Here is a 25,976-nt window from a genome sequence, read left to right on the forward strand (position 1 = left end):
CGAATCCATTTCGTTATCTTGCTTTTCCATTCGAAAAACATGACGAAGCAGCCTTTGCAAAGGTATACTAAGGCAGGAGGTGAGGTCACCCATGACGATGACCAGCGGGGATTATCCAACCGCCAGTGAAACGGAATGGCAGGCGATCATCCAAAACGATGCCTCGCAGGACGGTCGCTTTTTCTACGCGGTCGCCAGCACGGGGATCTTCTGCCGGCCCTCATGCAAATCGAAGCCGCCCAAACGGGAAAACGTCCGGATATTCGCCAGTGCCGAGCAAGCCAAGGCCGCCCGTTTCCGCCCTTGCAAGCGCTGCAAACCCGACGGACAACCGCTGCCGGACCGGGAATGGGTGGGGCAAATCGCCGACTACATCGACCGCCATTATGACGAGAAGCTTACGTTGGAACTTCTGGCCGACATGTGCCACGGCAGTCCGTACCATCTGCAACGCACTTTTAAACGCGCCATGCAAATGACGCCGGTCGAGTACATCCAGCGGCGCAGAATCGAAGCGGCCAAGCGAACGCTGCTCCATACGCGACGCACGGTTGCGGATATCGCCCTCGAAGTGGGGATCGGCAGCCCGGCGTACTTTATCACCTTGTTCAAAAAAACGACCGGAATCACGCCAAACGAATATCGGAATTCGCAGGCGGGATCGCCGACCTAGCGAAAATTACCGTTGTTCACGGCTATATTCGATCAAGCCTGGAGGTGTATTACCCATGAAAACCAACCAACCCCAACCCATATACTGGTCACGGCTCAACGATGGCCAATGGACCCTGTACCTCGCCGCCACCGGCAATGGCCTGGCGTACGTTGGCTCTTTCGGCCGGCCATTCGAAGAACTAGCCGCATGGGCCGGCCGCCGCTTCCCAGGGAGTCCGCTCATGCAGGACGAGCAGCGCCTGGCACCCTACGCCGCTCAACTGACGGAGTATTTGGCGGCCAAACGCGAACGTTTCACCCTCCCCTTCGATTTGCGGGGAACGGCGTTTCAACTCGCGGTATGGGAGGCGCTTTGCGACATTCCCTTCGGGCAAACCCGTTCTTACACGGATATCGCCGAGGCCATCCGAAAACCGTCCTCCGTCCGCGCCGTTGGTACGGCGATCGGAGCCAACCCGCTGCTGATCACCGTTCCCTGCCATCGGGTAATCGGCAAAAACGGCTCGCTCACCGGCTACCGCGGCGGCCTGGAGATGAAAACCCGGCTGCTTGATTTGGAACATGCGGCCTTCATAGGCAGCCGCCGATGAGCCGAAGCGAACGCCGCGCTCCCAAGGCAGCCGCGATTGGGTACCGCGCGGCCGAGCGCTCCTAAGAAACAACCAAGCCGCCGAAACTTTGCTCCGGCGGCTTGGGCGTGAGGGGATGCAGCAAAAACAATAAAATGATCACGTTAACATTCTAGGCTAGTTTCATCTCTGTCGGAAGAGTTAGTTGAAGTCTTTACCGCTCTACATGCCCTTTACCGGACAGCAAACGATCAATCTCCGCCGCGCTCGGCAGTCCTTCCCAATCGCCAACGGCCTGAATGACTTGGGCCCCGACCAGATTACCTAGGCGAACGGCCTCAACCATGCTGTATCCGCGCACCACGCCGGCCAGAAATCCAGCGCAAAATCCATCGCCCGCTCCCACCGTGTCGATCACTTGCTCTACCTTATAATAAGGGACAGAGGTCAAATGGCCTTGTTCCAGCACGAAGGTACAGTCGTCTCCGCCTTTGATAATGCTAATGGCTGACAGCTCCTGCAGCTTCCCGATAATCGTATCCACCGAATCGGTCTCGTATAACAACTTCAATTCATCGAGCCCCGGCAGGAAATAATCCGCCTTCATCGCAAGCGGCAACAACACCTTGCGCGCGTCCTCGATGCTCCATAACTTCAAGCGCAAGTTGGGATCGAAGCTGACCTTCACCCCATGCCGTTTGGCGATATCTACCGCCGCATGGGCGGTTTCCACGCAGGAGGCGCTAAGCGCAGGCGTAATACCGGTTAAGTGCAGCACCTTGGCCCCGGCGATATACGACTCGTCCAGATGCTCCGGACGCATGAAGCTGGCCGCGGATAACTTGCGGTAATAATAGACCGAGCTTTTGCCTGCCACGTTCTCCCGTACCATCATGCCCGTAGGCGCTTCGTCCGTCAACCGGACGCGGCTCACATCGACACCTTCGCCACGGATCACCTTCAGAATACGTCGGCCAAACGGATCGTCCCCAAGGCGGCCGCACCATCCCGAGGTTTGCCCCAAACGGGCCAATCCGATAGCCACGTTGGATTCCGCACCCCCAAACGATGGCGAGAGAGCGCTTGCATATTCGAGCCCTTTGCCCCCTTCCGCGATCAACAAGGCCATGCTTTCGCCGAACGTGACGACTTCCGGGCTTCCCGGTTTCGGTCTAGTTTCACTGAACGAATTCATTTTCAGATTCACACCTTCTTTTGGATTCAGTTTGTTATCATTATCTCATGTCCGGTCTCGGAAAACTATAATAATAGGCATAATATGAAAAAAAGCCAATCCACCCTTCGGGTTGCCCCGGATGAACCGGCTTGTTCAACGTTCGGAAGTGCCCCCTCTCTCGCGACAGCCTAACCCCCAACCCCATTCTCATAGGCTGTGAGATGACCGTCATAACTGAGGCTGCTGCCGAGCCCCCCTGTGCCGAAACTAATGATCAGCGTGAGTGCCAAGATCCATTTCCGCACCTTTCAACACCTCCCCCATCAAGATTTCGTACTCTTTCAGCTGTTCGGACGAAACAAAGCTTCGATACTGCTCAAACAGCGGGACCATTTTCATAAAAAACTCCTTATTCTTCTGAGCAACGGCATATTTGAGCGCATAGATCAATTTCTCCAAGCCTTCCGCGATTTTCTGTTCTCGCAGCAAATACATGGCCAGCTGGTAGTTTAAATCCAGGTACCGGTCCTTATTGACGGCAGAAACATAGTAATTCGGAAACTGGTTATATAAATCCGTATTCACGGGAAACTCTTTTAATACGTCGTCGATCAGAAAACCGTTAAGGTTCGCCGCTTCGACAATGATCCTCAAACTGGGAAGAACCTCATAGGGATGCTCTTTGAGGAAGTCGATATATTCCGGAAGGATGGCTTCATTTCCATTCAAAATCTCCAGATTGTACCGGTTTGCTCTGGCCCAAACCTTAAATTTCCCGACCTCTTTCCAACCCGTTTCGTTTAGGCCTTCAAACCAGCTTAAATCCGCGTATTCGGCCACGCAGGCCAACGCTTCGCCGTACCTCCCCTGATGCTCCAAGGCCGAGCCTTTCAACAAATACCCTTGACCGTAATAGACCACCAGGTGACGTTCACAATGCAGTTCGTGATAAGGGTTCGCAGACGCCGTTTTGCGGCTCGTTTCATAGATACGCCGGGCCAGCGTTTGCAATTCCTCGGCAAATCTAACGACATAAGACCACTTTTGCAGCGTGTAATAGGCATTCGCCAGATGAAGCAGCCCGTCGAGTTGAAGACCCTCCGGAAGCCGGTTGCGGTACGGCTCGAACCAGGTCGCGGACCGCAGATTCGATTCCGCGTCATCCCCCAGGTTCATCCGGAACAGGCGGTATTGGCTGATCGCCAAACGTTCCGAATGCTGATATTTCTCGTATTCGCAAACCGACTGGTAGAATAGCCTCGCCGCTTCGCGCCTTCCTTCTTCATAGAGTTCCTCGCCAATAGCAAAAATCATCGGGAGATAGGACAGGTCCTCGGCCAGACGGGACAACACCTGTTCAATACAGGCCAATTCTCCAATTTCCGCGCAGCGGAGCATAAACGACTTCAATCTCCTCCGGTTCGGATGCCCGGAATCGATACACTCCTCAATGTATAAGGGATAATACCGTCCGATCGGTTGCTCGAGCGCTTCAGTGATCAAGTCTAGCTGCCCGATGGAGATAGGTTTGGGGGGATTTCCGTTTAAAATGGCACTGAGCGTTCCCCGATTAATTCCTGAACGGTGGGAAAAGCTGTGCAAGGAATATCCTTTCCTTTCCAGCTGGCGGCTGATCACGGAACGAATCGTGGGTTCATTCGTCATTGGATCTCCCTCCTTCGGAATCTCCTATATTTTTACACATTATACGGAAATATGAACAGGTGGTCAAATAAAAAGAGGAGCCTCCCTATTTCTCGGGAAGCTCCCTGCCGTCACTAGACTTCCAGAATGGACGGCATGATATGCGGGGTTCGGCCCACTTCTTTGACAAAATATCGCCGCAGCTGCTGCTGTGTCGCCCGCAGCCAAGCGTTATGATCGTAAGACTCCTTCTCGCCGAGCCGGTTCAAGCTCCGCTTCAGCATCGCTTCGGCCCGGCGCAGCAACGGCCTGGCGTCCTGCATGTATACGAAGCCGCGCGAGACGATATCCGGTCCGGCTAGAATTTGCCGCGTTTTGCGGTCAACCGTCATCACGACGATGACGATGCCTTCCTGAGCCAGCTCCATTCGTTCAACCAGTAGCGCGTCTTCTGAGGTCGGACGCATCTCCCCGTTGCTGATTAGCACTTGCCCGGAAGGGATGGTCCGCCCCCGTTTGGCCCGGTTCCGGTACACCGATAACGTGTCACCGATGTTCATGACAAACACATGATCTTCGGGAATGCCCGTTTGCAGCGCCAGATTGCGGTGACTAAGCAACATCCGATATTCGCCGTGAATCGGGATGAAGTACTTCGGACGGATAAAGCTGAGCATCAGCTTCAGGTCCTCCCGGCAACCGTGCCCGGACGTATGAATGTCGAAAATCGAGCCGTAAATGACGTTCGCGCCAGCCCGCAGCAGCAAGTCAATACTGCGGTTGATGTTCTGTGCATTGCCGGGAATCGGCGAGGACGAATAAATGACCGTATCTCCCGGATAAACCTGCACACTCCGGTGGGCCCCCGAAGCGATCCGGCTGAGCGCCGCGTTCGGCTCTCCTTGACTGCCGGTGCAGACGATGAGTACTTGCTCCTCGGGGTAACGGTCGATATGCTTCACGTCGATCAGCATGCCTTCCGGTACGCGGATATATCCCAGATCCTGGCCGATGGCGAACACTTTCTCCATGCTGCGGCCGATGACGGCAATTTTACGGTTCACGAGGGTCGCCGCTTCCACGACTTGCTGCAGCCGATGTACGTTGGAGGCGAAGGTAGCGAACAAGATCCGCCCATGGCAGCCGCGGAACGAATCCAAGATTGCGTCGCCGACCCGACGTTCGGAAGGAGTAAAGCCCTCCTTCTCACTGTTCGTGCTGTCGGCGAGCAGCGCCAATACGCCTTCACCGCCAACGCTGGCCATTTTAAATAGATCGGCAGGACGGTCCTCCGGCGTGAAATCGAATTTGAAATCTCCCGTATGCACGATCGACCCGTATGGGGTATCAACGACGATACCGAAGGCATCCGGGATACTGTGCGTGGTCCGGAAGAAATGCACGGCCAAATGTTTAAACGCGAACCGATCGTTCTCTTGGAACACATGCAGCTCCGCTTGTCCGAGCAGCCGATGCTCCTCTAGCTTGGCTTTAACCAACCCGATGGTCAACGGGCCGCCGTAAATCGGCAGTTGCAATTGGCGAAGCACGTACGGAATCGCGCCGATATGATCCTCGTGACCATGGGTGAGGAACAGGCCTTTCATTTTATGCTTATTGTCAATTAAATAACGAATATCCGGAATGATACAATCAATGCCCGTCAAGCGGGAATCCGGGAATTTAAGCCCCGCGTCAATCAGAATGATCTCATCTCTATATTCGATGCCGTACATATTTTTGCCGATCTCCCCGATCCCGCCGAGCGAGAAAATCCGTACAGGCGGTGGAGACGACTTCGAACGTCGATTTGTCTTTACTGGTTTAGTTGCTGCTACATTCATTAGGTAGATAATCCTCTCTGAAGGGTTCGTTCAATAGGGTATAAGAGAATTATACTGAATTATCGGCACAATAACTATTTAATTTTTACGGAATGATATTGAAATTGAAATAAGAGATTAGGTAGAGGGTAGACTTTTTGGGGTGAAAGAAAAAAAGATCGACTCTACACAAAGTCGATCTTTAGTGAAACTTAAAATTATAACACGATACTCTAGTTAACCCCCATGATGTTCGCTAAAGGTACGAAAGCTTGGCTCTGGAAGATTTAGTAATGACGAGAGGGGCAATGAAAAAAAACTAAACGCTAACAGGATGCAGATAACTTTTTTTCTCATGCTCATACACCTCTTTTATTAATTTTTGAAACTTAAGTAGTGACTTTTCATCTAGATGTTCCCTATATATTTCATAAAGACCTACGCATTTAATTATACATGACTTCTGATTGATATTTAATGAAATCGTTAAACTGCCCTCTAAATAATGAAAAGCTATCGGGTACTCACTTTTATTAATGTAATAAACAGCTAGCTCATGAAATAATCGAGCGGAACGCTCAGAAACAAATTGACTAGAATATACTCCAGCAGCTTTAATATCGTCTGAAATGTTTTTAATGTCGGTATCAAGGCGCATGAGCAACGCATCAATATTAAATCCGAATCTATTTGCTGCCTCAACGATATTTAGCATTCCAACATGAATTTCTGCCTTTTGAGATTCAAGATACGACACATACTCAGGTAGTATGCTGATATCCCCGGAACCTAATCTAGTCACAAAAGTATTCGCTCGTGCCCAATCCGAAAACAACGTTTTCCAATACTGCACTTCATTGTCTGTTTCCTTCACCCAATTTAAATCAGCATATAGATCAATATAATAAAGTGCTCGGTCATACTCTCCCCTTACTTCACAAACCGTTCCGTGAAATAGATAGGAGGATGCTAAATAAGTAAATAAAGGACGGCTGGGCTTCTTAGTAGGATTTATCTCTCTTTTAAAGTATAGGATACTAGCCTTAGTCTCTAACATGCTTGCTATTTTATCCACCTTATCCCAGTGACGCAAGGCACGATAGCTATGGGCCAAATCCTTTAATGCATCCAATTGGTCCATCTCATCCAATCGTTCCACAAAGGGCTCGAACTGAATAGCGGATTGATAATTTAGTTCATGATTGGTTCTTTGACGAATCGTAAACAACCTGTAGTGGCATAAAGCCAACCGCTCGGAATGTTGCCTTCTTTCGCTCAGGGCAACGTTTTCATATAAAACCTCCGCCGCTTCGTGCATCCTTTTCGCAAACAACTCCTCGGCCAGTTCGAACAATAGTGGTGCGTACAGTAAGTTGTCCAGGAGTAACGCAACGACTTTGCGAATACTGTCTAGTTTTCGAAGTTCGGCGCAGCTGTTGAGCAGCGGATACACTCGGCGCCAGTCAGGGTTGATCTCTTGGAGATGCTCTTTGATATAAGCCTCATAATAATGTCCTTTGGGGAGGTCCATTAACTCCGTAATTCGGTCTAATTGATCGACGGTAAGTAAACGCACGCCTTTCAATATCGAACTAAATGTTCCGGGATTAATATCCGAATCCCTTGCAAATTGGCTCAAAGTTAGACTCTTCTCTTTCATGTATTCGGAAACTTTTGCGAGAATCGTGGTTGTCGAAGTCAATCAAACCACCTCGTTTCAATTCAGATCCACCTAAAAAGTTCAGATATAAATCTCCACACTTTTTGAGCAATGGTTAAATATTCCTGTCTCTAATCTAATATGTTTGTCCTTTTATGTCAATAATATGCAATATGAAACTTATAAGTTCTTTAATAGACGATATGCAACTTTTAATGCTCTGCAGTTCACCCCTCCGCTTGGACTAAACTTATTACGAGAGGTGGCCTTCATGGAAGTAGCAAAGCAAGTCGGCAAGAATGTCAGGTACTATCGCAAACTCAAGGGGCTTACTCAGGAACAACTGGCCGAATCGACGGAAACGTATGGCTCTTATATCGGGCGATTGGAACGCGGGGAACAAAACGTGCAGCTCGAAACGCTACACAAAATCGCGGACGCGCTGCAGATCAGCGTGTATGCGTTATTTCGGAATCCGGGGTACGACGAGCTCCAGGACCAAACGTGGATTTGGCAAATCGTGCAGTTGCTGCAAGAGCAGCCCGCTGAGGAACAAGCGCGCGCATACCGTGTACTGAAAGAAATGTTTCGTCAAAAATAAAAGGGTTTAAAACGGATATCCTCCGCTTTAAACCCTTTGTTCATGTTCGCTTAGTCCCACAATCCGCTGCGTCCTACGACCTCCAGCCAACGTCCGGCCAGCAAATCATGACCCGCCGCCGTCGGATGGACGCCATCCCAGAGCCAGTATGCCGCCTCTGCCTTCTCGGTCGCCGCATCAAAAGCGTCCTGCAGCGGCACATGCACCGCACCAAACTCCTCGGCCAATTGGCGCACGGTGTCCTGATATCGCCCCACCAGGCGCTCCCACTCGGTCCATTTTTCCGCCGTAGCACCGGTGTTCAAGATAAACGGTTCGCATAACACCAGCTTGGTGTTTGGCAATACTTCCTTCGTCTCCTCCAGCAAATGACGGTACGCCCGCTCGAAGCGATCCGTCGCCCCGCTAGGTTCACCGCTCATTTGCCGCCAAGCGTCGTTAACGCCAACCAGCAGGCTGATAACATCTGGCTTCAGGCTGATTGCATCCTCATTCCATCTGGCGTACAGATCAGAAACCCGGTCGCCGCTCACGCCCCGATTGACAAAGGTAGGCTTCAAATGTGCGAAATCATTGCCCAGCTTAGCACCGATGATATAAGCGTAGCTATGCCCCAGAATATGATTCAGATCCTTGTCTCGTCCCCGGTTTCCATCCGTGATGGAATCCCCTTGGAACAAAACGGTCAGCTGCTTTTTCATGCGTTTCTCCTCTTTCCATTCGACTCTGTTTCCCATTATAACTTTGGAAACCCGCGATCCTTCATGAAGAAATTAGTGCAAAAATGCAGCTAATTCCTCAAGTCTGTTCTCAAACTCGCGATTTGCTGCAAAAATGCAGTTATTTTTGAGAGTATAAGGGCAAAAACCCGTTCATCGCCAAAAATAACTGCACATACGCAACTATTTCGTCGTTGGCATCAAAATGACTCCAAAATAACTGCACTTTTGCATCTATTCAGTTGTATGATGCGTAGCTTCACATGGATAAGAACACGATCACTTCACCGCCACAAAAAACAGCCGGGCCGCGTCATCCACCGCTTCCACCCACTCGAAATCCGCGTAAATGGTTACGTCGCGGAATCCGCAACGCAGCAACTCGCTTCTCATCCATGCCGGGTCGTAGGCCCGCTGGATATGCGTTTCTTCGAATCGGCGGTATAACCCCGGCCCTTGCTCCTCCTCGCGAGCGAAGATCGACAAATGATGCTCGATCTCATTCCGATAGGCATCCCGTTCGCATGTCCAGATATAGGACACGCTGGGCTCATCCCAAATAAACGGCTGCTCCTCCTCGTACCGAACTAAAGTGTTGGGGTGGTGCACGTCAAACAGAAACGTTCCTCCGGGCTTTAATCCTTCATATGTACGGCGGAAGGTGCGAACAATATCGTCCTCTTCCAGTAAATAGTTCAAGCAATCGCAAAAAGAAATGACGGCGTCAACCGGCTCAGGCACGGACCACTCCGTCATATCCTGCTGCACCCAGCGCACGCTGCCCTCGCGGAACAGCCGGGCACCTTGGGGTGTCGTTTCCATTTTACGGCGGGCCACTGCCAGCATGTCGGCGGACAAGTCGATCCCCGTCACCTCGAACCCGGCATTCACCAGTGGAATCGTGATGCTGCCGGTTCCGCAGCCGAGATCGACGACCGTCCGCGGCATTCCATGCCGCTCCCAGGCCGTGCGGGCAAATCGGATCCAGTCCGGGTAAGGCATGTCTTCCATCAATTCGTCATACACATAAGCAAATTTCCGATAGGATGCCATGGGCTTGCTAGTCACCGCTTTCTGTCTGGATGCTGCTGTTACTTAGGCTTCCGGTTGTTTTGAGTCGTCTCCGCCAGCTGCCGGCGACTCGACCAAATAGGTCCAGTTTTCCTTCTGGACCACCTTGCCTTCCTTCATCAGCTTGCCGATCGCCCGCTTAAACGCGGATTTGCTGATCGAAAACCGCTGCTTGATCAGGTCCGGCGGTGTCGCGTCGGAATACGGCATACCGCCGCCCGGGCGGCTCTCCAGATACGCGAGGATGCGCTCCGCGTCCTGGCCCATGCCGATTTCCTTGCGCGGTGCCATCGCCAGGTTCACGCGCCCGTCCTCGCGAATATGGGATACGCGAACCTGCACACGTTCACCTAGCCGCAGCAGACGATTGCGTTCCGATGTGTGGATCATGCCGATCGCGCCAAACCCCAACACGCCGCCCTGGACGACAACAAACGTCCCCATTTGCAGCGGCTTGTAGACGATGGCGTCCAGCCATTGATTTTTCCAGGATTCCGGGGCATGGAAGGCGTGAGGAGCGAGCTCCTGCTCACCCGCCAGCTTCGCTTTGAGTCGTCCCTGCTTGTCGTGCTCCATGATGACGTACACCTGATCACCAACCTGTGGATGGAGCTCCTTCAACTCAGGTAGCTCACGGATCGGCAACAGTAATTGACGACCCAAACCCATCTCTAGGAAGCAGCCCAGCCGCGGATGTACGTCCGCCACCTCGAGCAACGCCAGCTCGCCAAGCGTCAGATGCGGTTTTTTCATCGTGGCTGCCAAACGGTCCTCCGTATCGAAGAACAGGAATACCTCAACCGGTTCTCCCGGCTTAACCTGACGGGTCAGCTCAGAGTAATGGAGAAGGACATCCTGTCCACCCGCGCTAAGGAAATAGCCGTATGGCGAAACTTCGCGATCTATCGGCAAAGATACTATCGTCCCTGCGACCAGACTCATACCGTCTCCACGACTTTGGCATCCGACCAAAGCCGCTCAATATTGTAATATTCGCGTTCATCCCGATGGAACACATGGACGACCACATCGCCTAGATCCATCAGTACCCAGCGTGCGGAATCCATACCTTCAATGCCACGAACGTTCGCGCCAGCGTCATGCGCTCTTTTCCGGATCTCCGTGGCGATCGCCTGCACCTGTGTATCCGAGTTGCCGTGACAGATCACGAAATAGTCCGCGATCAAAGAAATCCCCTTCAAATCCAATGCTACGATGTTCATCGCTTTTTTATCGTCTGCGGCTTGCACCGCCATGTTCAACAATTCGTTTGAATTTACCGCCATTCACTCAGCCTCCCTTGATTTTGTTCGGTTTACTATCAAATCATTACGCGCCAATAACGTCAGCGGAAAGATCGGTTTACCCTTCTCCAGTAAAAAAGAGATCGTCGAGTCGAATCCGGCAACCAGCGCATCCTCCAGACTCGTCTCCGCCAGTTCACGAATCTTCTCCACACCGGGGAATTCGCGCCCCGGCTCGATATAATCGGCCAGGCAGACGATTTTGTCCAGCAGGGTCATGCCCTCTCGGCCCGAGGTATGGTAGCGGATCGCGTCCAGCACCTCTTCATCCTCCACGCCGTAATCCCGCTTCGAGATAAAAGCCCCGACTTCGGCATGCAGCAGCTGCTTGTCATGCCGGAGCAAATCGGCGTTCAAGCCGTTATCGCGGATGATCGCCTCCTGCTCTTCAATCGGCCAAAACTTAGCCAGGTCATGCAGCAGGGCGGCCAAATCGGCTTTGACCGGATCGGCTCCATACCGCTTGGCCAGGATGACCGCGCTCTCCATTACGCCTTCAACATGCTTCCAACGTTTGGAAGGCATCCCCGCGGAAACAGCAGCGATCAGTTCCTCACGGCTGTAATCCATACAATCCGCTCCTTGTCATATATTCATACACGGCGTCCGGGACCATATACCGGATTGAACGTCCAGCGGATAAGCGGCTGCGGATCAAGCTCGAAGAGATATCGACGAGCGGCATTTCTGCGAGCTGCACCGCCTCCTGGATGAATGGGGGCAGCGCGTCCAGCTCCAGAAAGCTCCCAGGGCGCTGCAGCCCAATAAACGAGAGCATCCCGGCCAAATCCTCGATCCCTTCCCATTTCGGAAGATAATTGACCATATCGGCCCCGATAATGAAATAGAACTCCAGATCGGGATGCAACGAACGGATTTCCCGGATCGTCTCCACGGTATAGGATACCCCGCCGCGGCGCAGCTCGATGTCGAGCGGTTTGAAAGCCGGATGGCTGTCGATCGCCGCCTCCACCATCTCCAGCCGCTGCTGGCCGCTGACGCCGGCCTGATGCTTATGCGGAGGGATATGGGAGGGCATGAACCAAACCTCTTCCAAATGATATTGTTCTCGGGCGGCCTCCGCCGCCAGGAGATGGCCGAGGTGAATCGGATCAAACGCCCCGCCCATAATGCCGATTTTTCTCATTTTGCGTTTCCTCCGAACCTATGGAAGTTCGATTTGCTTGTATTCGCGAGATTCTTTGTAGAGGATAATCGTCCGACCGATCAACTGAACCAGCTCGGCGCCGGCGCCTTTCGCCAGCTCCTCCGCGATTTCCTGCGGATCGTCCAGGTTATTATTGAGCACAGAAATTTTGATTAGCTCCCGGCGTTCGAGTGCCTCCGAAATCTGCTTGACCATATGCTCATTCGTTCCGCCCTTGCCTACTTGAAAAATAGGCTGCAGACTATGCGCCATACTGCGCAGGTGACGTTTTTGTTTTCCCGTTAACATGTCGTTTCATGACTCCTTAATATTCAATTATGCGACAACTCACTTTATTGATGCATGCTCGCTAAAACCGCGGCCCGCATCGCTTCAACCGGAGCGGTCCGGCCGGTCCAATGCTCAAACGCGTAAGCTCCCTGGTAGACGAACATTCCGAGTCCGCTATGGATCGTGCATCCTCTCACCTCGGCTTGCTGTAAGAGCTCTGTCTTGAGCGGATTGTAGATCAGATCGCTAACGACGATCCCCTCCGGGATCTGCCGCGAATCCAGCGGACAATCCCCAACGTGCGGATGCATACCGACAGAGGTGGTGTTGATGATGAGATCAACTTCCGGTAGAACTTCATCCAGTTCCTCCATCCCGCAGCCGTTCAAGCGGCCGAGATGCGCCCATTCGTTGGCCATTTCCCGCGCTTTCTCAGCGGTACGGTTGGCGATCGTCACGAGGCCCGGCTCCTCCTGCAGCAGCGCATATACGATCCCGCGCGCTGCGCCGCCGGAGCCCAGCACCAGCACGCGTTTTCCTCTTAGTTCTGGGGCCGCTTCCTCTTTTAGGGATCGGATATACCCGATCCCATCGGTATTGTACCCGGTGAGCACACCGCCGTCATTGACGATCGTGTTCACCGCTCCGATTAACCGGGCTCCCTCGTCGATCCGGTCCAAGTAGTCCATCACTTCCACTTTATGCGGGACCGTGACATTGATGCCCCGGAACCCCAGCGCGCGAACGCCCCGGATCGCCTCTTCCAGCCGACTTCCCTTAACGTGAAAAGGCAGATAAGCGCCTGCGAGCCCGCAGGCCTTGAGCGCGGCCGTATGCATGACCGGCGATTTGGAATGTTGGATCGGATCGCCGATGACGCCGAGCAGCAGCGGCTGCCCGGCGCGGCTGCCTTCCCGCGCCTGTTCACCTTCCCGTTTCTCGTGATTCGCTTGCTCTCCCATCGGTTCTCCTCCCGCTCAGCCGACTCTGGGAATAATAAAGGTATAAATGGGCCTTATTTCCCCCGAAGTCCTCTTTATATCACAAATAGCGGTATTTTGCGGCCCTAATTCGCCTGGTGTTACCGAAAAGCGCCTACTTTTGGGCCATAAGCCGAAAATAACGCCTAAAATTACCGCTATCCCACTCCAAACTTGCATCCACGATCAAATAGCGCCCTTTTTTACCCTTATGATAGATCACCCGATGAATTGGCTCCTAAATCAACGAAGGCCGGACGAGCACCTTCACACCCTTAGGCACATGCGCCGCAACTACTGAACCAAAGTCATTGTTGATCTTGATCCAGCCCAGACCGGAAATAAACAAGTCGCTTCGGCTGCCCTTCGGAATTCGGAACTCGTGACGCGTCCACTCCGGCAATGCTTCGAGATGCTCCTTGCTCGGCGGCGCCAGCATTTCCCCGGCATGCTCCGCAAACAGCTCGTCCGCCCGCTCCAGCTTCGTTCGGTGAATCGGCACCCGGCCGCTGACAAAACAAGTAAAGGATTGGCGATCCCCCTGAATAAAATCAAACCGGCCAAAGCCGCCGAAAAAGAGCGTCTGTCCCTCATTCAGCTGGTACACTGCCGGCTTGAGCGCTTTGTCCGGCATAATAACGCCCAAATCGGAGGGGGCTACCAGCTCACTATATCTAGACGGATACATGATCCCCGGCGTATCGATGATCGCCTTCCCGTCATCCAGTGGAATATGCACCATATCCAGCGTTGTGCCCGGATAGCGTGAAACGGTCAATTCCTGCTCCAGATCGCTGTAATCGCGTATCAATCGGTTGATCAGCGTCGACTTGCCGACATTGGTTGCGCCGACGACATACACGTCCCGATCTCCCCGCCGTGCCGCTACCGCTTCAAGCAACCGGTCGAAACCGCTGTTTTGCTTGGCGCTGCAAAGGACGACGTCTTCAATCTTCAGCCCCAGGTCCTTCGCTTCCTTCTGCACCCAGTTCCGTACCTTGTTCCAGTTCGTCACCTTGGGTAGCAGATCGGTTTTATTCACCGCCAACAGCACCGGATTGTTGCCAACAAACCGTTGAAGTCCGGATATAACGCTGCCTTGAAAATCGAACAGATCCACGATATGGATCACCAGTGCTTCCTTACCGCCGATCTGCGACAATAGGCGCAAGAACTCGTCCTGCTCCACCGTAACGGATGAAGATTCATTGTAATTCTTAATTCGGAAACAGCGTTGGCAAATCACCGGTTCCTTCGTTAAGGTTTGTTCCGGAACAAATCCCGGCTTGCTGGGTTCCCCAGTTTGCAGCAAAACGCCACATCCGCTGCAGCGAAGAGCGCCCTCTGCATTCTGTACTTCCGTCATCGCTTCTTTTCCTCCTCGAGCCATAATCCAACCTTACCCAGCCGCCGCTTCACGATCCGCTCCAGCCGGCGGTTGATCCTCGTACCGATCCCTTCATCCTGTACGGCAATCGGGAGCACGAGCACCGTAAAGAGCCCCTGCCGGTTACCGCCAAACACGTCGGTCATCATTTGGTCCCCCACGACGATCGTCTCCTGCGGCCCAAGGTCCATCATTTCCATGGCTCGATGAAAAGCTGCGCCGGACGGTTTTCTGGCTGCGTGCACAAACTCAATATTCAAAGGGTTCGCGAATACCGACACCCTGTCCAAATTATTGTTTGACACAATCACGAGTTTAAACCCGCATTTCTTCACTTTCTCAAACCAACCGATCAGTTCGGGAGTGGCCAGCGGCGCTTTGGCACCGACCAAAGTGTTGTCCAGATCGGTGATGATGCCGCGGTAGCCTTTGGCATAGAGTCCTTCCAGATCGATATCGAATACGCTGTCTACGCGCACATTCGGCATAAACTTCTCAAACAAATACGTTCACCTCGGTTTCATACGACAAACTATACCATATTCTTCCCCCATCATGCTTCTATTTTAAAAAAGAAAACGCCTCCCGCGCAAGCGCGGTGGCGTAATCAAACGAATAGTCCCGGGTAGTCGTTCCTATCGGCAATGCCAATCCGGTCCACCTGAAGGCGGCAATCCGACCCATTATCGTCCAAGGAACCGTTTGCCGCTGTTCGGTAAGGCCTGCTTCCAACGGTTTCCGCCAGCCAATTTGACGGCTTGCCGCGACAGTTCCCGTGCCTTGCGCCAATTCGCGGCGGCCGGACTCCGGCCATAATTCGCCTGCTCATAAATGAGCAGCAGCGGATCCAGCGCTTCAGCAAGCTGCGATTGCTCCAGCTTCCACCGTCCGAACGCTTCCCGCAAGGTCTCTTGGTCGCCACGGACATAACCTCTGTGACGCAGTCGTCTTACCAGCCGTAACGTTTCGTAGATCGCCTTTTCAGCCGGCGTCAACGGCCGGCCCAATCGCAGGCGGAGCCAGAGGAAATAAAGCTCCGAGCGTAGCTGATACAGCGTCCATAGCAACAGCACGCTTACGGCCGTGATGAAAATTCGTTGCATGATGATCGGATCGAGCTTGGAAAAGAAGCCGTCTTCGGCTGCCGAAACCTCCGTATCGGTGTCCGTATCCAGCGCGAAAGCCTCTTCGCTGTCCTCCGGTGCTTCCATGATCGGTGAAACAAAACCAGGCGTCGCCTCGAACGGAATCCAACCGTAATCGCCGAAATACAGCTCCGTCCAGGAGTGAGCGTCGGCATTGCTCACATTATACGCACGGCCCAGCTCCGGACTTCGCATCATCATCTCGTCGCTTGGCTGACTGCCGGGGGCGTATCCTTTAACCCAGCGGGCCGGTATGCCCAGCGAACGGGCCATAACGACCATCGCCGTGGAATAGTAATCACAATATCCCTGCCGAATTTCGAATAAGAAGCTGTCCACGAAGTCATCGCTGCGCTTGCGGGCTAAATCCGGTTTGTTCGTATATTCGTAATTCTGCCGGAGGTATTGCTGCAGGAGATCCATTTTCGCATAGGGGGTCTCGCCTTCCGCGGTGATCTCTTCAGCTAGGTCTTTGACCCGCTGCGGCAAACTGCTCGGCAGCTGCAAATATTCCTCCGGAGCCCCTTCCGGATATAAGGCTTCGTAACTGGCCTGTTCCAACTCCTCGAGCGGAATCAACGGGATATTGGCAACAACCTTGTATTTCCGCGGGTAATCCGGCAAATCCCCGGGATCGCGGTAACCATTCCAGAACATCTCCGCTTGTTTCCCGGCCCAGCGCATATCGGACTGCTGCCGTTCGTCAAGCAACTCGACACTTTCGATGGCGTATCCGCCAAACAGCACCGGATACACTTTGTCGGTATTCATCGTCACCGTTTGCTCGACCCGCATCGTCTCCACTTTGCCCGGCTGCTCATGCCCAAGTGGGTCGGCGTCTGGAGCGCCGCGGTAACGTTCCGTGTCCCGGCCTTCCTGCTCAAGATCAGCCCATCCCGTACCGGAATAAACGCGCCGGGTTTCTCCCCGCCAATAAGACCTCACCGGCGTATCGATCGACATGACCGGGCTGTAGCTGAATTCGAAGCCATTTCCAAGGGTTTTGTCGTCCCGGCTATAGCCGGAGACGATCTCTTCCTTGACCGCTGACGGGCCATCCCCAAGGGCGCCGGACAGCGCGGAGGGGCCGCCTCCTCCTCCCCCGCTTCGCTTAATCCAAGCGGTATACGGATCGGTCAACGTCGGCGAGACCGATGGCATACTGATGCCGATCAGCAGCACGCAAGTGAACACGATGCCAATATTCACGGCGATTTTTACTGGACTTTGCCGCAGGCGCTGCCAGCCCTGGGGATATTTCATGCGGTATTCGTAGAAGTGCGTACTCACCAGCCAACCGAGGCCGGCAAAGACAATCCAAGCTACGTTTTTCCATAAATGATAAGGTGTAAATGAATCCAAAATCGCAAAGGTAATCAGGTGGACCGCCAATAAGAGCAGGATTCTCGGGCGGTTCACAACTAGCCGCAGCACGGCCTCCAGTAGCCCCCAAGCCACAAGCGAAAACCAGATATACGGCGTAAAGGTCAACGCCATGCCGCGGATCTGATCCGGATAAAACGGCCCATACGGAACATATACGCCATAACTGGTCAAGATAAAGCGCCATACGGTCAGGAGCACGATAATTTTAATCGTCCATTTCCAACCGGCCTGCACCGGCAGGAGCCATTCCACCAATGCCATCATGATTATCGTTACGGTCACTAAAGTCGTCGTCACCGAAAACCAGAGCGGTTCCGTAAAATCGATCCATTGCATGGCGATTATAACTACCCATAGCAGTGTTAGAGTCCGATAGGACTTGGGATGTTGTGGGGATGTAGCTTGTTTCACAGCTTCGCCCCCCCCATCGCCGCGGGAAGCTCGCGGAGCGAGGAGACGTAAACGCCTCGCAGTCCCCGTTCCTGCAGGGTCCCTTGCCAGGCAGTGCGCTTGCCGGCGCGGTAGGAGTTTGACATGCCCTCCGCCACCGACTCTTCCCCGATCTGGATATGATACGGAATCATCTGCCGGGATTTGGCCAACCTTAACATAGCGAGCACCTTATCGTCCGCCAGCGGGCTGATAAGGATAAAAAACGCTCCCGGCTGAAAAAGTTCCTGTTGCGCCTCCATGCGTTCCTTATAGTTGCCGAACCCATCCGCGTTGATATCAACAAGCTGGTGCAGCATTTGCTGTCGCTCCAGATAACTTTCCGCTGGCGGAAAATGACGGAGGGTCTTCCCCAAGGTGCAAAGACCCATGCTGATTCGTTCTCTAGCCCCGTATTCCAGCAGCGAAGCGGCAGTGGAGACCGCTAATTCAAATTGCGCAGGGCGAAGATATCCGCTGGCGTGGGCGTCCAACACCAATTGCATTTTGGGCAGCGATTCATGTTCAAATTCTTTGGATTTCCAAGTCCCCGTCTTCGCGGTGGCACTCCAGTGAATACGGGAAATCCGATCCCCGTACACATAGTCGCGCACCCCGTTGATTTGGGTCGATTCCCGGCGCGACAGGGCAACGGCGGTCTCCGGACCAGCCAGCCTCGAATTGCGGCTGTAGAGCTCCCAGTGGGGGATAAACACCGTCCGGGGTAGGATCCGAAACTCCCCGCCGGTTTGGAAAACACTGGTATGCTCCACCAGGCCAAAGATATCCTCGGCACTGCAATTCGTACCGGTGAATGCGTATTTGCCGCGCTCAAGTGACGGCGTCTTATACACCAACTCAGACCTTGAGCTGAAGTAAGGCACCACGCTATCCTCGAATACCCAGGTATCCCCGTTGTGGCGTCGCAGCGTTTCGCGGACAACGATATAAGGAAGAGGCAGGAAAGCAGGTAGCTGCAACTGCAGCTTGACCAGTACTTGATCCCCGGCTTGAAGCAACCCGCCTCGTTCCCCGGAAAGCGACAGCGTTCTTGAACCTCGGATTCGCTTCACGCCGCCGAGTCCGCCGATCGCCCAATACAAGCCCAGCACCGAAACCATCATAAACAACATCAACGAGGTTTTCCCGCCTTGAAACAAGACGTAAAGCAGGCAGATGAGCCAGACGGACGCAACTCTCCAGAACTTGCGGGAAGTGAGGCCTAATTTAACGCCTTCGACCAGCGCACGCATCGGTTACCGTCCCACAGCGACCGGTACATGGACCTGCCGTAGAATTTGCTGCAGCACTTCACCGACGTTCCGGTGCCCCAGACGGGACTCGGGCCGCAATAGAATTCGATGCTCCAGAACGAACGGCGCCAGCGTCTTGATATCGTCCGGCAGCACATAATCCCGTTCCTCCAAGAAAGCATACGCTTTTGCCGCGGCCATAAACGCCAGCGAAGCCCGCGGAGAAGCTCCCAGCAGAACATCTTCATGTTCCCGCGTTCGGCGAACGATCTCCAGCAAATAATCAGCCAATGGTTCGCTGATATGTACATGTTGTACCTCGCGCTGGATGGCCGAGATCTCTTCCATGGTTGTAACCGGTTCCAATTGATCCGCTGGTTGACCCTGGCTATGGGAGCGAAGCATCGCTTTCTCTGTCCCGGCGTCGGGATAGCCGATGCCGATCTTCATCATAAAACGGTCCAGCTGCGCTTCTGGCAGCAGATAGGTGCCCTCGAAATCGATTGGATTCTGCGTAGCGCAAAGCATAAAAGGATGAGGAAGCGGGTGGGTTACGCCGTCGGCAGTCACACTTCGCTCCTCCATGACCTCCAACAAGGCAGACTGCGTTTTGGTGGTAGCCCGGTTAATTTCATCCGCCAGCAAAATATGAGTCATCACCGGACCTGGCCGAAATACGAAACGTTCCTCATGGGGATGGAAAACCGAAACCCCCGTAATATCGCTGGGGAGGATGTCCGGGTTGCATTGAATGCGCCGGTAATCGCCGCTCATCGATTTGGCCAGCGCCTTGACGAGCTGCGTCTTTCCAGTACCGGGTACGTCCTCGATTAATACATGGCCGCCGGCCAGCAGCGCCGAGAGCAGCAGTTTGATTTCAAACGACTTTCCTAAAATACACGACTCCAGGTTGTTCTTTACGGCGGTTAAAGTTTGCATCGATTGCTCATGTACGGGCACGCATTTTCCCTCCCAAATAAGACCTGTATATATCTACCTATTTTACATGAAGATAGATAGGGAGTACACTGATACCCGTAAAAAGCGTGCAAATTTCCGAAATATTATCCTTTAGGCCGTACCACAAGCGCGGCGAGGAAGGAAAAAATGATCGCAGCCGAGATCCCCGCGCTAGTCACATCGAAGATCCCGGTGATCACCCCGATCCAACCGTCCCGCTCTAATTCGGTCAACGCCCCGTGAACCAGCGAGTTGCCGAAGCTCGTAATCGGCACGGAGGCTCCTGCTCCGGCGAACTTCACCAACGGATCGTACCACCCGATCGCATCCATCACCGCGCCGGCCACAACCAGCGAGCTCATCGTGTGCGCTGGGGTCAATTTCAGCACATCCATCATCAATTGGCCGATGACGCAAATCAACCCGCCAACCAAAAACGCCCATACAAATATCATCTTCCGTTATCCTCCTGTTCCAGGGCGACCGCGTGAGCGATGCAGGGTATGCTCTCGCCTTGCTGATAAGACAGCGGCGACAAGAGAGCTCCCGTAGCAACGATCAGCACCCGGTTTAGTTCCCGGTTTTTTAGTTTTCGTAAAATATGGCCGTACGTGACGACCGCGGAGCAGCCGCAACCGCTGCCTCCGGCATTGACGTAGGTTTGTTTGTCACGATCATAAATCATCAGCCCGCAATCGTTGAATTCCGTTTGGTTCATGGAGACGCCGTCTTTGTCGAGAAGATCCTTGACGATAGCATGTCCCACCGAAGCGAGGTCTCCGGTAACGATCAAATCGTAATCCTCGGGCCCACGGCCGGTATCGCGAAAATGAGAGACCAGCGTATCCGCCGCAGCCGGAGCCATCGCCGCCCCCATGTTAAACGGATCCTTGACGCCAAGATCCTGGATCCGCCCGATCGTCGCATGGGTGATTCGGGGACCGGAACCTTCCTTCGATACGACCGCGCATCCCGCTCCGGTAATCGTATATTGGGCCGTGGCCGGTTTTTGCGAACCGTATTCGGTCGGATAGCGAAACTGTTTCTCCACCGTACAGTTATGGCTGGCCGTACCGGCCATGACGTAACGCGCCCCTCCGGCATCGGCCAGGAAAGCGGCGAGAGCCAGACTCTCCATCGAGGTGGAGCAGGCGCCAAACACGCCGAGATACGGAGCGGCAATCGTACGGGCAGCAAACGTCGCGGTGATGATTTGATTCATCAAATCCCCACCGATGAAGAAGGACAAATCCTCCCGATTGATACCGGCATGGACTAATGCGAGCGCGGATGCGTGTTCCAGCAGCTTGCGTTCGGCTTTCTCCCATGTCTTCTCGTCAATTTCCAAATTGTCGTATACGAAATCAAAGGTGTGGGACAACGGCCCCTCCCCTTCTTCAGGTCCGACGACCGTCGCCGCCCCGATGATCGCTGGTTTGGAGCGAAATTCCCAGGTTTGTGCGCCGATCAGCATGGATTAATGCACTCCTCCCAAGCCGAAGATGACATGGATAACGCCCACAATGAAGGCGGCAACGACGCCGAACACAATCACAGATCCTGCCAGCCTGAACATATTGGCGCCAACGCCGAGGACAAGCCCCTCCGCTCGGGATTCGATCGCCGCGGAGGACATCGAGTTGGCAAACCCGGTTACTGGTACGGCTGTACCGGCCCCCGCCCACTGGGCGATTTTATCGTAAACCCCCATCGAAGTGAGCACGACGGAGATGAAGATCAGCACGGCAACCGTAGGACTGGCCGCCTCCCGCGCCGTCATGTCGGTAAAGGTCATGAACAGTTGCTGGATGCATTGGCCCATCAGGCAGATGAGCCCGCCGACCAGAAACGCCCTCAGGCAATTGCCCCAAATGTTCGTTTTGGGTTTATGCTGGTCGGCAACCTGCTTGTAGTCTTGCTCCGTCAACAGCAGGTGGTTCAGCTTCACACGGGCTCCCGGCTTGTTTTTCGCTTTTGCAGGCAAACGGCATTCCTCCTTCTTTTCCTAACTTGCACGGTATACTCATTATTTGTCATCCGACCGCTTGTTATGTTTGGAAAATCATCCATGGTTTACGGCATGAAAAAACCCGCAGGAATCAGCTTCCGGCGGGTTCGCGTTAGGCGGGACGGGGTATTGCTAAATAAGCGCTGCCATCTTGGAGTATCTTCAGACCATTCATAAATACTGAAGGATGATGACCAGCAGGATGAATAGAAGACAAATTATGAGCCAATCTTTGGCATATCGTTCCATTATAAGCGTAGCCTCCCTCATTCGCCCATCAGACTGCTGCATGCTGCAGTATATGCCGCTTGTGGAGGCTGGGTGCGGCGGAGGGTTTACCTCAAGAGCAATAAGCCGCATGGACAATCGAAAAAAGGTAGTTCATACTAAGATGGAATGTTTACATGTGAATACAGAAAAAGGAGAGAATACAATGGATCAAAAAACGCGCGAGCTATTTAAAGAGCTAACGGAATTCCCGGCGGCGTCTGGCTTTGAACGGGAACTGCGCGCCCTCGTCAAAAACAAACTGTCGGCTTATACGCAGGAGTTCGTACAAGATAATTTAGGCAGCTTGTTTGGGGTACTGCGCGGCGACGAGCAAGGGCCTCGGGTGATGGTTGCCGGACATTTTGATGAGGTTGGCTTCATGACCACCGGCATCAGCGACAACGGGATGATATCGTTTCAACCGTTGGGCGGCTGGTGGAGCCAGGCCGTATTAGCACAGCGCCTGCAAATTATTACGCCTGACGGCCGGGTCACGGGCGTGGTCGGATCGATCCCGACGCATCTGCTGGACGAGTCGCAGCGGAATAAGCCGGTAGATCTCAAGGCGATGTATCTGGACATCGGCGCCGACAGCCGCGAAGAGGCCGAGGCCGCCGGAATACGGATCGGCCAGCAAATCGTGCCGATTTGCGAGTTCACTCCACTCGTCAATCCGAAGAAAATCATGGCCAAAGCCTGGGATAATCGCTATGGCGTAGGTTTGGCGATCGAGTTGGTTGAGGCGCTCCATGGAGAGAAGCTGCCGAATATCGTTTACGCCGGTGCCAATGTGCAGGAGGAAGTCGGTTTGCGGGGGGCGCGGACAGCGGCCAATCTGATCAAGCCGGACATTTTCCTCGCTTTGGACGCCAGCGCCGCTAACGACATGACCGGTGATAAAAAGGCGTTTGGCCGCTTGGGCGACGGCGCATTGCTTCGCATCCTCGATCCGACGATGATCACCCACCGCGGTTTGGTCGAGTATATCCGCGATACGGCGGACACGCACAAGATTAAATACCAATATTTCGTGTCGCCGGGCGGCACGGACGCCGGGCAGGTGCATCTCAGCGGCACCGGCGTGCCATCTAGCGTTATCGGCATTTGCTCCCGTTATATCCATACGTCGTCATCGATCATCCATACGGATGATTACGATGCGGCTAAGGAGCTGCTGATCCGCCTCGTGCGCGGGCTAGACCGCACGACATTGAACACGATCTTGGAGAACAGCTAAACGCCGCGACGGTGGTCCGCTCACGTCCGTGGGTAAAATGTTGCGGAAACAACAACACTTTGCTTCGAAGACCATCTATCCTGCTAGCAATGTTGCAGTTCCTACAACATTGCTGAAGGAACAGCGCAAAAAACCGCAAGGCCCCGACCACGGCCTTGCGGTTTTTATTTATTTCCGGTCTTCCAAGATCACGACGCCCCGGCCAGGCACCGTTACGGTGCCGGACACCTCGGCATTCGCCAGCAAATCCTTCATCCCGGACGAGCCAATCTCTACCTCGGCTGCTCCTTCGTTATGGTTGAGCAGGAACAGGAAGGCTTTGCCGTCCTTGACGCGACGGGCTACTTCGACGCCAGCTGGAGCGTCAAGCAGCGGCTTGATCCCCTTTTCCTCACACAGGTTCTTCAAGAACCCTTGCAGGAAGGCAGCTTCCGGGCTGCTCGCTACATAATAAGCGCGGCCTTTACCGTACTGGTTTGCCGTTATAACCGGCATCCCCTTGTAGAAATCCGATCCGTACTCCGCCAGCACTTCAGCACCTTCGGTATGGATCAAATCGCACAAGAGACCACATTCGTATTGGCCAGACAATGCGCCCCAGGCTTCTTTCATCACGATTTGATTTGTGCGGCCCGGCAGCAAAGCGTCGATCTCCTCCGCCCAGATGCCCAGCACGGAACGCAGTTCGCCCGGATAACCGCCGGTTGTCACCAGATCATTTTCGTTCACGATGCCGCTGAAGAAGGTGGTGATGAACGTCCCGCCGGCGGCCACAAACTCCTCCACTTTCTTCGCAAATCCCGGCTTCACCATATACATGACCGGCGCAATCACGATTTCATATTTGTTGAAATCTTCCTCCACCGACACCATGTCGCTTTCCACGTGCATTTGGAACAACGCATCGTAATATTTGTGCACCTCGTTCGCGTAATTCAAAGCTACGGTTGGCCCACTTGAGAGTTCGATCGCCCAGCGGTTCTCCCAATCGTATACGATACCCACCTTCGCCTCGGTCCGCGCGTCCAGCAGGGTGCCGCCAAGCTGCTCCAACTCTCGGCCAAGCTCCGCCACCTCGCGGAATACCCGGGTGTTCTCGTGACCGACGTGCTCAATGACCGCCCCGTGGTATTTCTCGCAAGCCCCGATCGAGCGGCGCAACTGGAAGAACATCACCGTGTCGGCACCGCGGGCGACCGCCTGATAGCTCCATAACCGCATCACGCCAGGACGCTTGAGGGAGTTGTACGGCTGCCAGTTTTGCTGGCTTGGCGTCTGCTCCATCAACATAAACGGGGCACCGCTCTTCAGCCCGCGCATCAGGTCGTGGGTCATGGCCGTATGGCTGACAGGCGTATCTAAGGACGGATAGTTGTCCCAGGAGACGATATCAATATGTTTGGCCCACTCAAAATAATCTAGCTCCGGATAGAGCCCCATCAGATTCGTCGTCACGGGGAGGGTTGGGGTATGCTTCTTGATTTCATCATACTCCAGCTTGTAGCATTCCAGCAGCGATTCCGACTGGAAGCGACGGTAATCGAGCGAAATCCCTTGGAAATTCGTGCGGCTTCCGCCCCATTCCTCGCTCAATTCGTTCGGGACCACGATTTCTTCCCAATCATAAAACGTATGGCCCCAGAACCGCGTGTTCCAAACCCGGTTAAGCTCATCCAGCGTTTTGTAACGCTTCCGCAACCAAACGCGGAAAGCCGCAGCGCAATTGTCGCAATAACAGTACCCGCCGTATTCGTTGGAGACATGCCAGATGAGCAGGCCTGGATGGTCCTTATAATGTTCGGCGAGCTTGCCGGCCAGACGTGTGGAATATTTGCGGTAGGTCGGCGAGTTCGGGCAGGAGTTATGACGTCCGCCAAACCGACGTTTTCGACCCTGCACGTCAACGCGCAGCACGTCAGGGTATTTATGGGCCATCCAAGCCGGGTGTGCTCCCGTGCTCGTTGCGAGGCATACATGAACTCCGCTCTTGTACAAGCGGTCGATCGTTTCGTCCAATTGCGTGAAGTCATAGGTTTCTTCGTCCGGTTGATTCAATGCCCAGGAAAAGACGTTAACCGTAGCAACGTCGATGCCCGCCAGCTTAAACATCCGTTCGTCCTCTTTCCAAATGTCCGGTCCCCACTGCTCCGGATTGTAGTCGCCGCCATACCAGATTTTCGGCAGTTTATCGTTGATCACCCTACCCACATCCTTTAGCAAATATAACTTCTAAGTCCATT

General features: G+C 53.7%; 25 protein-coding genes. 4 read left to right on the plus strand and 21 right to left on the minus strand.

What is annotated here, in order from left to right; genetic code table 11:
- The first annotated feature begins 91 nt into the window (after nt 1-91).
- Together MKZ15_RS16470 and MKZ15_RS16475 are read left to right on the plus strand one after the other, a co-directional pair.
- The gene (locus MKZ15_RS16470; protein ID WP_339816959.1) at nt 92-673 is read left to right on the plus strand and encodes a bifunctional transcriptional activator/DNA repair enzyme AdaA; all 582 of its coding nucleotides are present in this window, start codon (nt 92-94) and stop codon (nt 671-673) included.
- Between the two features lie 55 nt (nt 674-728).
- Complete coding sequence (locus tag MKZ15_RS16475) at nt 729-1,265, plus strand: methylated-DNA--[protein]-cysteine S-methyltransferase (protein ID WP_339816961.1); 537 nt, start codon at nt 729-731, stop codon at nt 1,263-1,265.
- A gap of 193 nt (nt 1,266-1,458) precedes the next feature.
- Here MKZ15_RS16475 and MKZ15_RS16480 read toward each other — a convergent pair whose 3' ends face one another.
- The 4 genes from MKZ15_RS16480 to MKZ15_RS16495 form a co-directional block, all read right to left on the minus strand.
- Nucleotides 1,459-2,439 carry a sugar kinase gene (locus tag MKZ15_RS16480; RefSeq protein WP_339816964.1) on the minus strand — a complete coding sequence of 327 codons (981 nt, stop codon included), beginning with the start codon at nt 2,437-2,439 and terminating at the stop codon, nt 1,459-1,461.
- A 249-nt stretch (nt 2,440-2,688) separates the two neighbouring features.
- Nucleotides 2,689-4,086, minus strand: a complete 1,398-nt coding sequence (locus MKZ15_RS16485) for a helix-turn-helix transcriptional regulator (protein ID WP_339816966.1) — start codon at nt 4,084-4,086, stop codon at nt 2,689-2,691.
- Between the two features lie 113 nt (nt 4,087-4,199).
- Entirely contained in the window at nt 4,200-5,909 is a 1,710-nt protein-coding gene (locus MKZ15_RS16490) for a ribonuclease J (protein ID WP_339816967.1), read from the minus strand.
- A 298-nt stretch (nt 5,910-6,207) separates the two neighbouring features.
- Nucleotides 6,208-7,590 (minus strand): helix-turn-helix transcriptional regulator, encoded by a 1,383-nt coding sequence (locus tag MKZ15_RS16495; RefSeq protein ID WP_339816968.1) that lies wholly within the window; start codon nt 7,588-7,590, stop codon nt 6,208-6,210.
- A 229-nt stretch (nt 7,591-7,819) separates the two neighbouring features.
- Here MKZ15_RS16495 and MKZ15_RS16500 point away from each other — a divergent pair, with 229 nt between their 5' ends.
- On the plus strand, nt 7,820-8,149 hold the full coding sequence (locus tag MKZ15_RS16500; protein WP_016311381.1) for a helix-turn-helix transcriptional regulator: 330 nt from the start codon (nt 7,820-7,822) through the stop codon (nt 8,147-8,149).
- 50 nt (nt 8,150-8,199) lie between these two features.
- Here the strand turns inward: MKZ15_RS16500 and MKZ15_RS16505 are convergent, their stop codons facing one another.
- From MKZ15_RS16505 to spoVAC, 16 genes are all read right to left on the minus strand, one after another.
- A complete protein-coding gene (locus MKZ15_RS16505) occupies nt 8,200-8,850 on the minus strand; it encodes an SGNH/GDSL hydrolase family protein (RefSeq protein ID WP_213622668.1) in 651 nt (216 codons plus the stop codon).
- A gap of 297 nt (nt 8,851-9,147) precedes the next feature.
- Nucleotides 9,148-9,921, minus strand: a complete 774-nt coding sequence (locus tag MKZ15_RS16510; RefSeq protein WP_155605658.1) for a class I SAM-dependent methyltransferase — start codon at nt 9,919-9,921, stop codon at nt 9,148-9,150.
- A 42-nt stretch (nt 9,922-9,963) separates the two neighbouring features.
- A complete protein-coding gene (locus MKZ15_RS16515) occupies nt 9,964-10,881 on the minus strand; it encodes a S1-like domain-containing RNA-binding protein (protein WP_155605659.1) in 918 nt (305 codons plus the stop codon).
- Nucleotides 10,878-11,225, minus strand: coding sequence for a ribosome silencing factor (gene rsfS / locus MKZ15_RS16520; protein ID WP_193416429.1), 348 nt, complete (start codon nt 11,223-11,225; stop codon nt 10,878-10,880). The genes MKZ15_RS16515 and rsfS overlap by 4 nt, the downstream gene beginning before the upstream one ends.
- Nucleotides 11,226-11,813, minus strand: a complete 588-nt coding sequence (gene yqeK, locus MKZ15_RS16525; protein ID WP_155605661.1) for a bis(5'-nucleosyl)-tetraphosphatase (symmetrical) YqeK — start codon at nt 11,811-11,813, stop codon at nt 11,226-11,228.
- Complete coding sequence (locus tag MKZ15_RS16530; protein ID WP_339816969.1) at nt 11,797-12,390, minus strand: nicotinate-nucleotide adenylyltransferase; 594 nt, start codon at nt 12,388-12,390, stop codon at nt 11,797-11,799. The genes yqeK and MKZ15_RS16530 overlap by 17 nt, the downstream gene beginning before the upstream one ends.
- Before the next feature lie 18 nt (nt 12,391-12,408).
- Nucleotides 12,409-12,699: a ribosome assembly RNA-binding protein YhbY gene (yhbY, locus tag MKZ15_RS16535; protein WP_155605663.1), complete on the minus strand. Its 291-nt coding sequence runs from the start codon at nt 12,697-12,699 to the stop codon at nt 12,409-12,411.
- A gap of 44 nt (nt 12,700-12,743) precedes the next feature.
- Nucleotides 12,744-13,643 (minus strand): shikimate dehydrogenase, encoded by a 900-nt coding sequence (gene aroE, locus MKZ15_RS16540; RefSeq protein ID WP_339816971.1) that lies wholly within the window; start codon nt 13,641-13,643, stop codon nt 12,744-12,746.
- Between the two features lie 256 nt (nt 13,644-13,899).
- Nucleotides 13,900-15,027 (minus strand): ribosome biogenesis GTPase YqeH, encoded by a 1,128-nt coding sequence (gene yqeH / locus MKZ15_RS16545; protein WP_193416432.1) that lies wholly within the window; start codon nt 15,025-15,027, stop codon nt 13,900-13,902.
- Complete coding sequence (locus MKZ15_RS16550; RefSeq protein WP_155605666.1) at nt 15,024-15,551, minus strand: YqeG family HAD IIIA-type phosphatase; 528 nt, start codon at nt 15,549-15,551, stop codon at nt 15,024-15,026. The genes yqeH and MKZ15_RS16550 overlap by 4 nt, the downstream gene beginning before the upstream one ends.
- Nucleotides 15,552-15,731: 180 nt before the next feature.
- Nucleotides 15,732-17,915, minus strand: a complete 2,184-nt coding sequence (locus MKZ15_RS16555; RefSeq protein ID WP_193416433.1) for a transglutaminase-like domain-containing protein — start codon at nt 17,913-17,915, stop codon at nt 15,732-15,734.
- Between the two features lie 71 nt (nt 17,916-17,986).
- Nucleotides 17,987-19,261: a DUF58 domain-containing protein gene (locus tag MKZ15_RS16560; RefSeq protein ID WP_155605668.1), complete on the minus strand. Its 1,275-nt coding sequence runs from the start codon at nt 19,259-19,261 to the stop codon at nt 17,987-17,989.
- 3 nt (nt 19,262-19,264) lie between these two features.
- Complete coding sequence (locus MKZ15_RS16565; RefSeq protein WP_339816974.1) at nt 19,265-20,221, minus strand: MoxR family ATPase; 957 nt, start codon at nt 20,219-20,221, stop codon at nt 19,265-19,267.
- A 104-nt stretch (nt 20,222-20,325) separates the two neighbouring features.
- A complete protein-coding gene (gene spoVAE, locus MKZ15_RS16570; protein WP_155605669.1) occupies nt 20,326-20,676 on the minus strand; it encodes a stage V sporulation protein AE in 351 nt (116 codons plus the stop codon).
- A complete protein-coding gene (spoVAD, locus tag MKZ15_RS16575; RefSeq protein WP_339816975.1) occupies nt 20,673-21,695 on the minus strand; it encodes a stage V sporulation protein AD in 1,023 nt (340 codons plus the stop codon). Before spoVAD ends, spoVAE begins: the two co-directional genes overlap by 4 nt.
- A 3-nt stretch (nt 21,696-21,698) precedes the next feature.
- Nucleotides 21,699-22,205 (minus strand): stage V sporulation protein AC, encoded by a 507-nt coding sequence (gene spoVAC, locus MKZ15_RS16580; RefSeq protein WP_339816976.1) that lies wholly within the window; start codon nt 22,203-22,205, stop codon nt 21,699-21,701.
- A gap of 457 nt (nt 22,206-22,662) precedes the next feature.
- Here spoVAC and MKZ15_RS16585 point away from each other — a divergent pair, with 457 nt between their 5' ends.
- Nucleotides 22,663-23,736 (plus strand): M42 family metallopeptidase, encoded by a 1,074-nt coding sequence (locus MKZ15_RS16585; protein WP_155605672.1) that lies wholly within the window; start codon nt 22,663-22,665, stop codon nt 23,734-23,736.
- A 168-nt stretch (nt 23,737-23,904) separates the two neighbouring features.
- Here MKZ15_RS16585 and MKZ15_RS16590 read toward each other — a convergent pair whose 3' ends face one another.
- The gene (locus MKZ15_RS16590; protein WP_339816978.1) at nt 23,905-25,935 is read right to left on the minus strand and encodes a beta-galactosidase; all 2,031 of its coding nucleotides are present in this window, start codon (nt 25,933-25,935) and stop codon (nt 23,905-23,907) included.
- Nucleotides 25,936-25,976 lie beyond the last annotated feature (41 nt).

The sequence above is a fragment of the Paenibacillus sp. FSL R7-0216 genome (assembly GCF_037969915.1).
Classification (GTDB): domain Bacteria; phylum Bacillota; class Bacilli; order Paenibacillales; family Paenibacillaceae; genus Fontibacillus; species Fontibacillus rhizolycopersici.

Bases quoted from the DNA above. Each gene is read 5' to 3' on its own strand.
- MKZ15_RS16515 (WP_155605659.1), bottom strand. From the start codon at position 10,881: ATGAGTCTGGTCGCAGGGACGATAGTATCTTTGCCGATAGATCGCGAA.
- yqeK (WP_155605661.1), bottom strand. From the start codon at position 11,813: ATGGATTACAGCCGTGAGGAACTGATCGCTGCTGTTTCCGCGGGGATG.
- yqeH (WP_193416432.1), bottom strand. From the start codon at position 15,027: ATGACGGAAGTACAGAATGCAGAGGGCGCTCTTCGCTGCAGCGGATGT.
- MKZ15_RS16585 (WP_155605672.1), top strand. From the start codon at position 22,663: ATGGATCAAAAAACGCGCGAGCTATTTAAAGAGCTAACGGAATTCCCG.
- MKZ15_RS16480 (WP_339816964.1), bottom strand. From the start codon at position 2,439: ATGAATTCGTTCAGTGAAACTAGACCGAAACCGGGAAGCCCGGAAGTC.
- MKZ15_RS16530 (WP_339816969.1), bottom strand. From the start codon at position 12,390: ATGAGAAAAATCGGCATTATGGGCGGGGCGTTTGATCCGATTCACCTC.
- spoVAD (WP_339816975.1), bottom strand. From the start codon at position 21,695: ATGCTGATCGGCGCACAAACCTGGGAATTTCGCTCCAAACCAGCGATC.
- yhbY (WP_155605663.1), bottom strand. From the start codon at position 12,699: ATGTTAACGGGAAAACAAAAACGTCACCTGCGCAGTATGGCGCATAGT.
- MKZ15_RS16560 (WP_155605668.1), bottom strand. From the start codon at position 19,261: ATGCGTGCGCTGGTCGAAGGCGTTAAATTAGGCCTCACTTCCCGCAAG.
- MKZ15_RS16510 (WP_155605658.1), bottom strand. From the start codon at position 9,921: ATGGCATCCTATCGGAAATTTGCTTATGTGTATGACGAATTGATGGAA.
- MKZ15_RS16470 (WP_339816959.1), top strand. From the start codon at position 92: ATGACGATGACCAGCGGGGATTATCCAACCGCCAGTGAAACGGAATGG.
- spoVAE (WP_155605669.1), bottom strand. From the start codon at position 20,676: ATGATATTTGTATGGGCGTTTTTGGTTGGCGGGTTGATTTGCGTCATC.
- MKZ15_RS16555 (WP_193416433.1), bottom strand. From the start codon at position 17,915: ATGCAATGGATCGATTTTACGGAACCGCTCTGGTTTTCGGTGACGACG.
- aroE (WP_339816971.1), bottom strand. From the start codon at position 13,643: ATGGGAGAGCAAGCGAATCACGAGAAACGGGAAGGTGAACAGGCGCGG.
- rsfS (WP_193416429.1), bottom strand. From the start codon at position 11,225: ATGGCGGTAAATTCAAACGAATTGTTGAACATGGCGGTGCAAGCCGCA.
- MKZ15_RS16505 (WP_213622668.1), bottom strand. From the start codon at position 8,850: ATGAAAAAGCAGCTGACCGTTTTGTTCCAAGGGGATTCCATCACGGAT.
- MKZ15_RS16500 (WP_016311381.1), top strand. From the start codon at position 7,820: ATGGAAGTAGCAAAGCAAGTCGGCAAGAATGTCAGGTACTATCGCAAA.
- MKZ15_RS16490 (WP_339816967.1), bottom strand. From the start codon at position 5,909: ATGAATGTAGCAGCAACTAAACCAGTAAAGACAAATCGACGTTCGAAG.
- MKZ15_RS16475 (WP_339816961.1), top strand. From the start codon at position 729: ATGAAAACCAACCAACCCCAACCCATATACTGGTCACGGCTCAACGAT.
- MKZ15_RS16485 (WP_339816966.1), bottom strand. From the start codon at position 4,086: ATGACGAATGAACCCACGATTCGTTCCGTGATCAGCCGCCAGCTGGAA.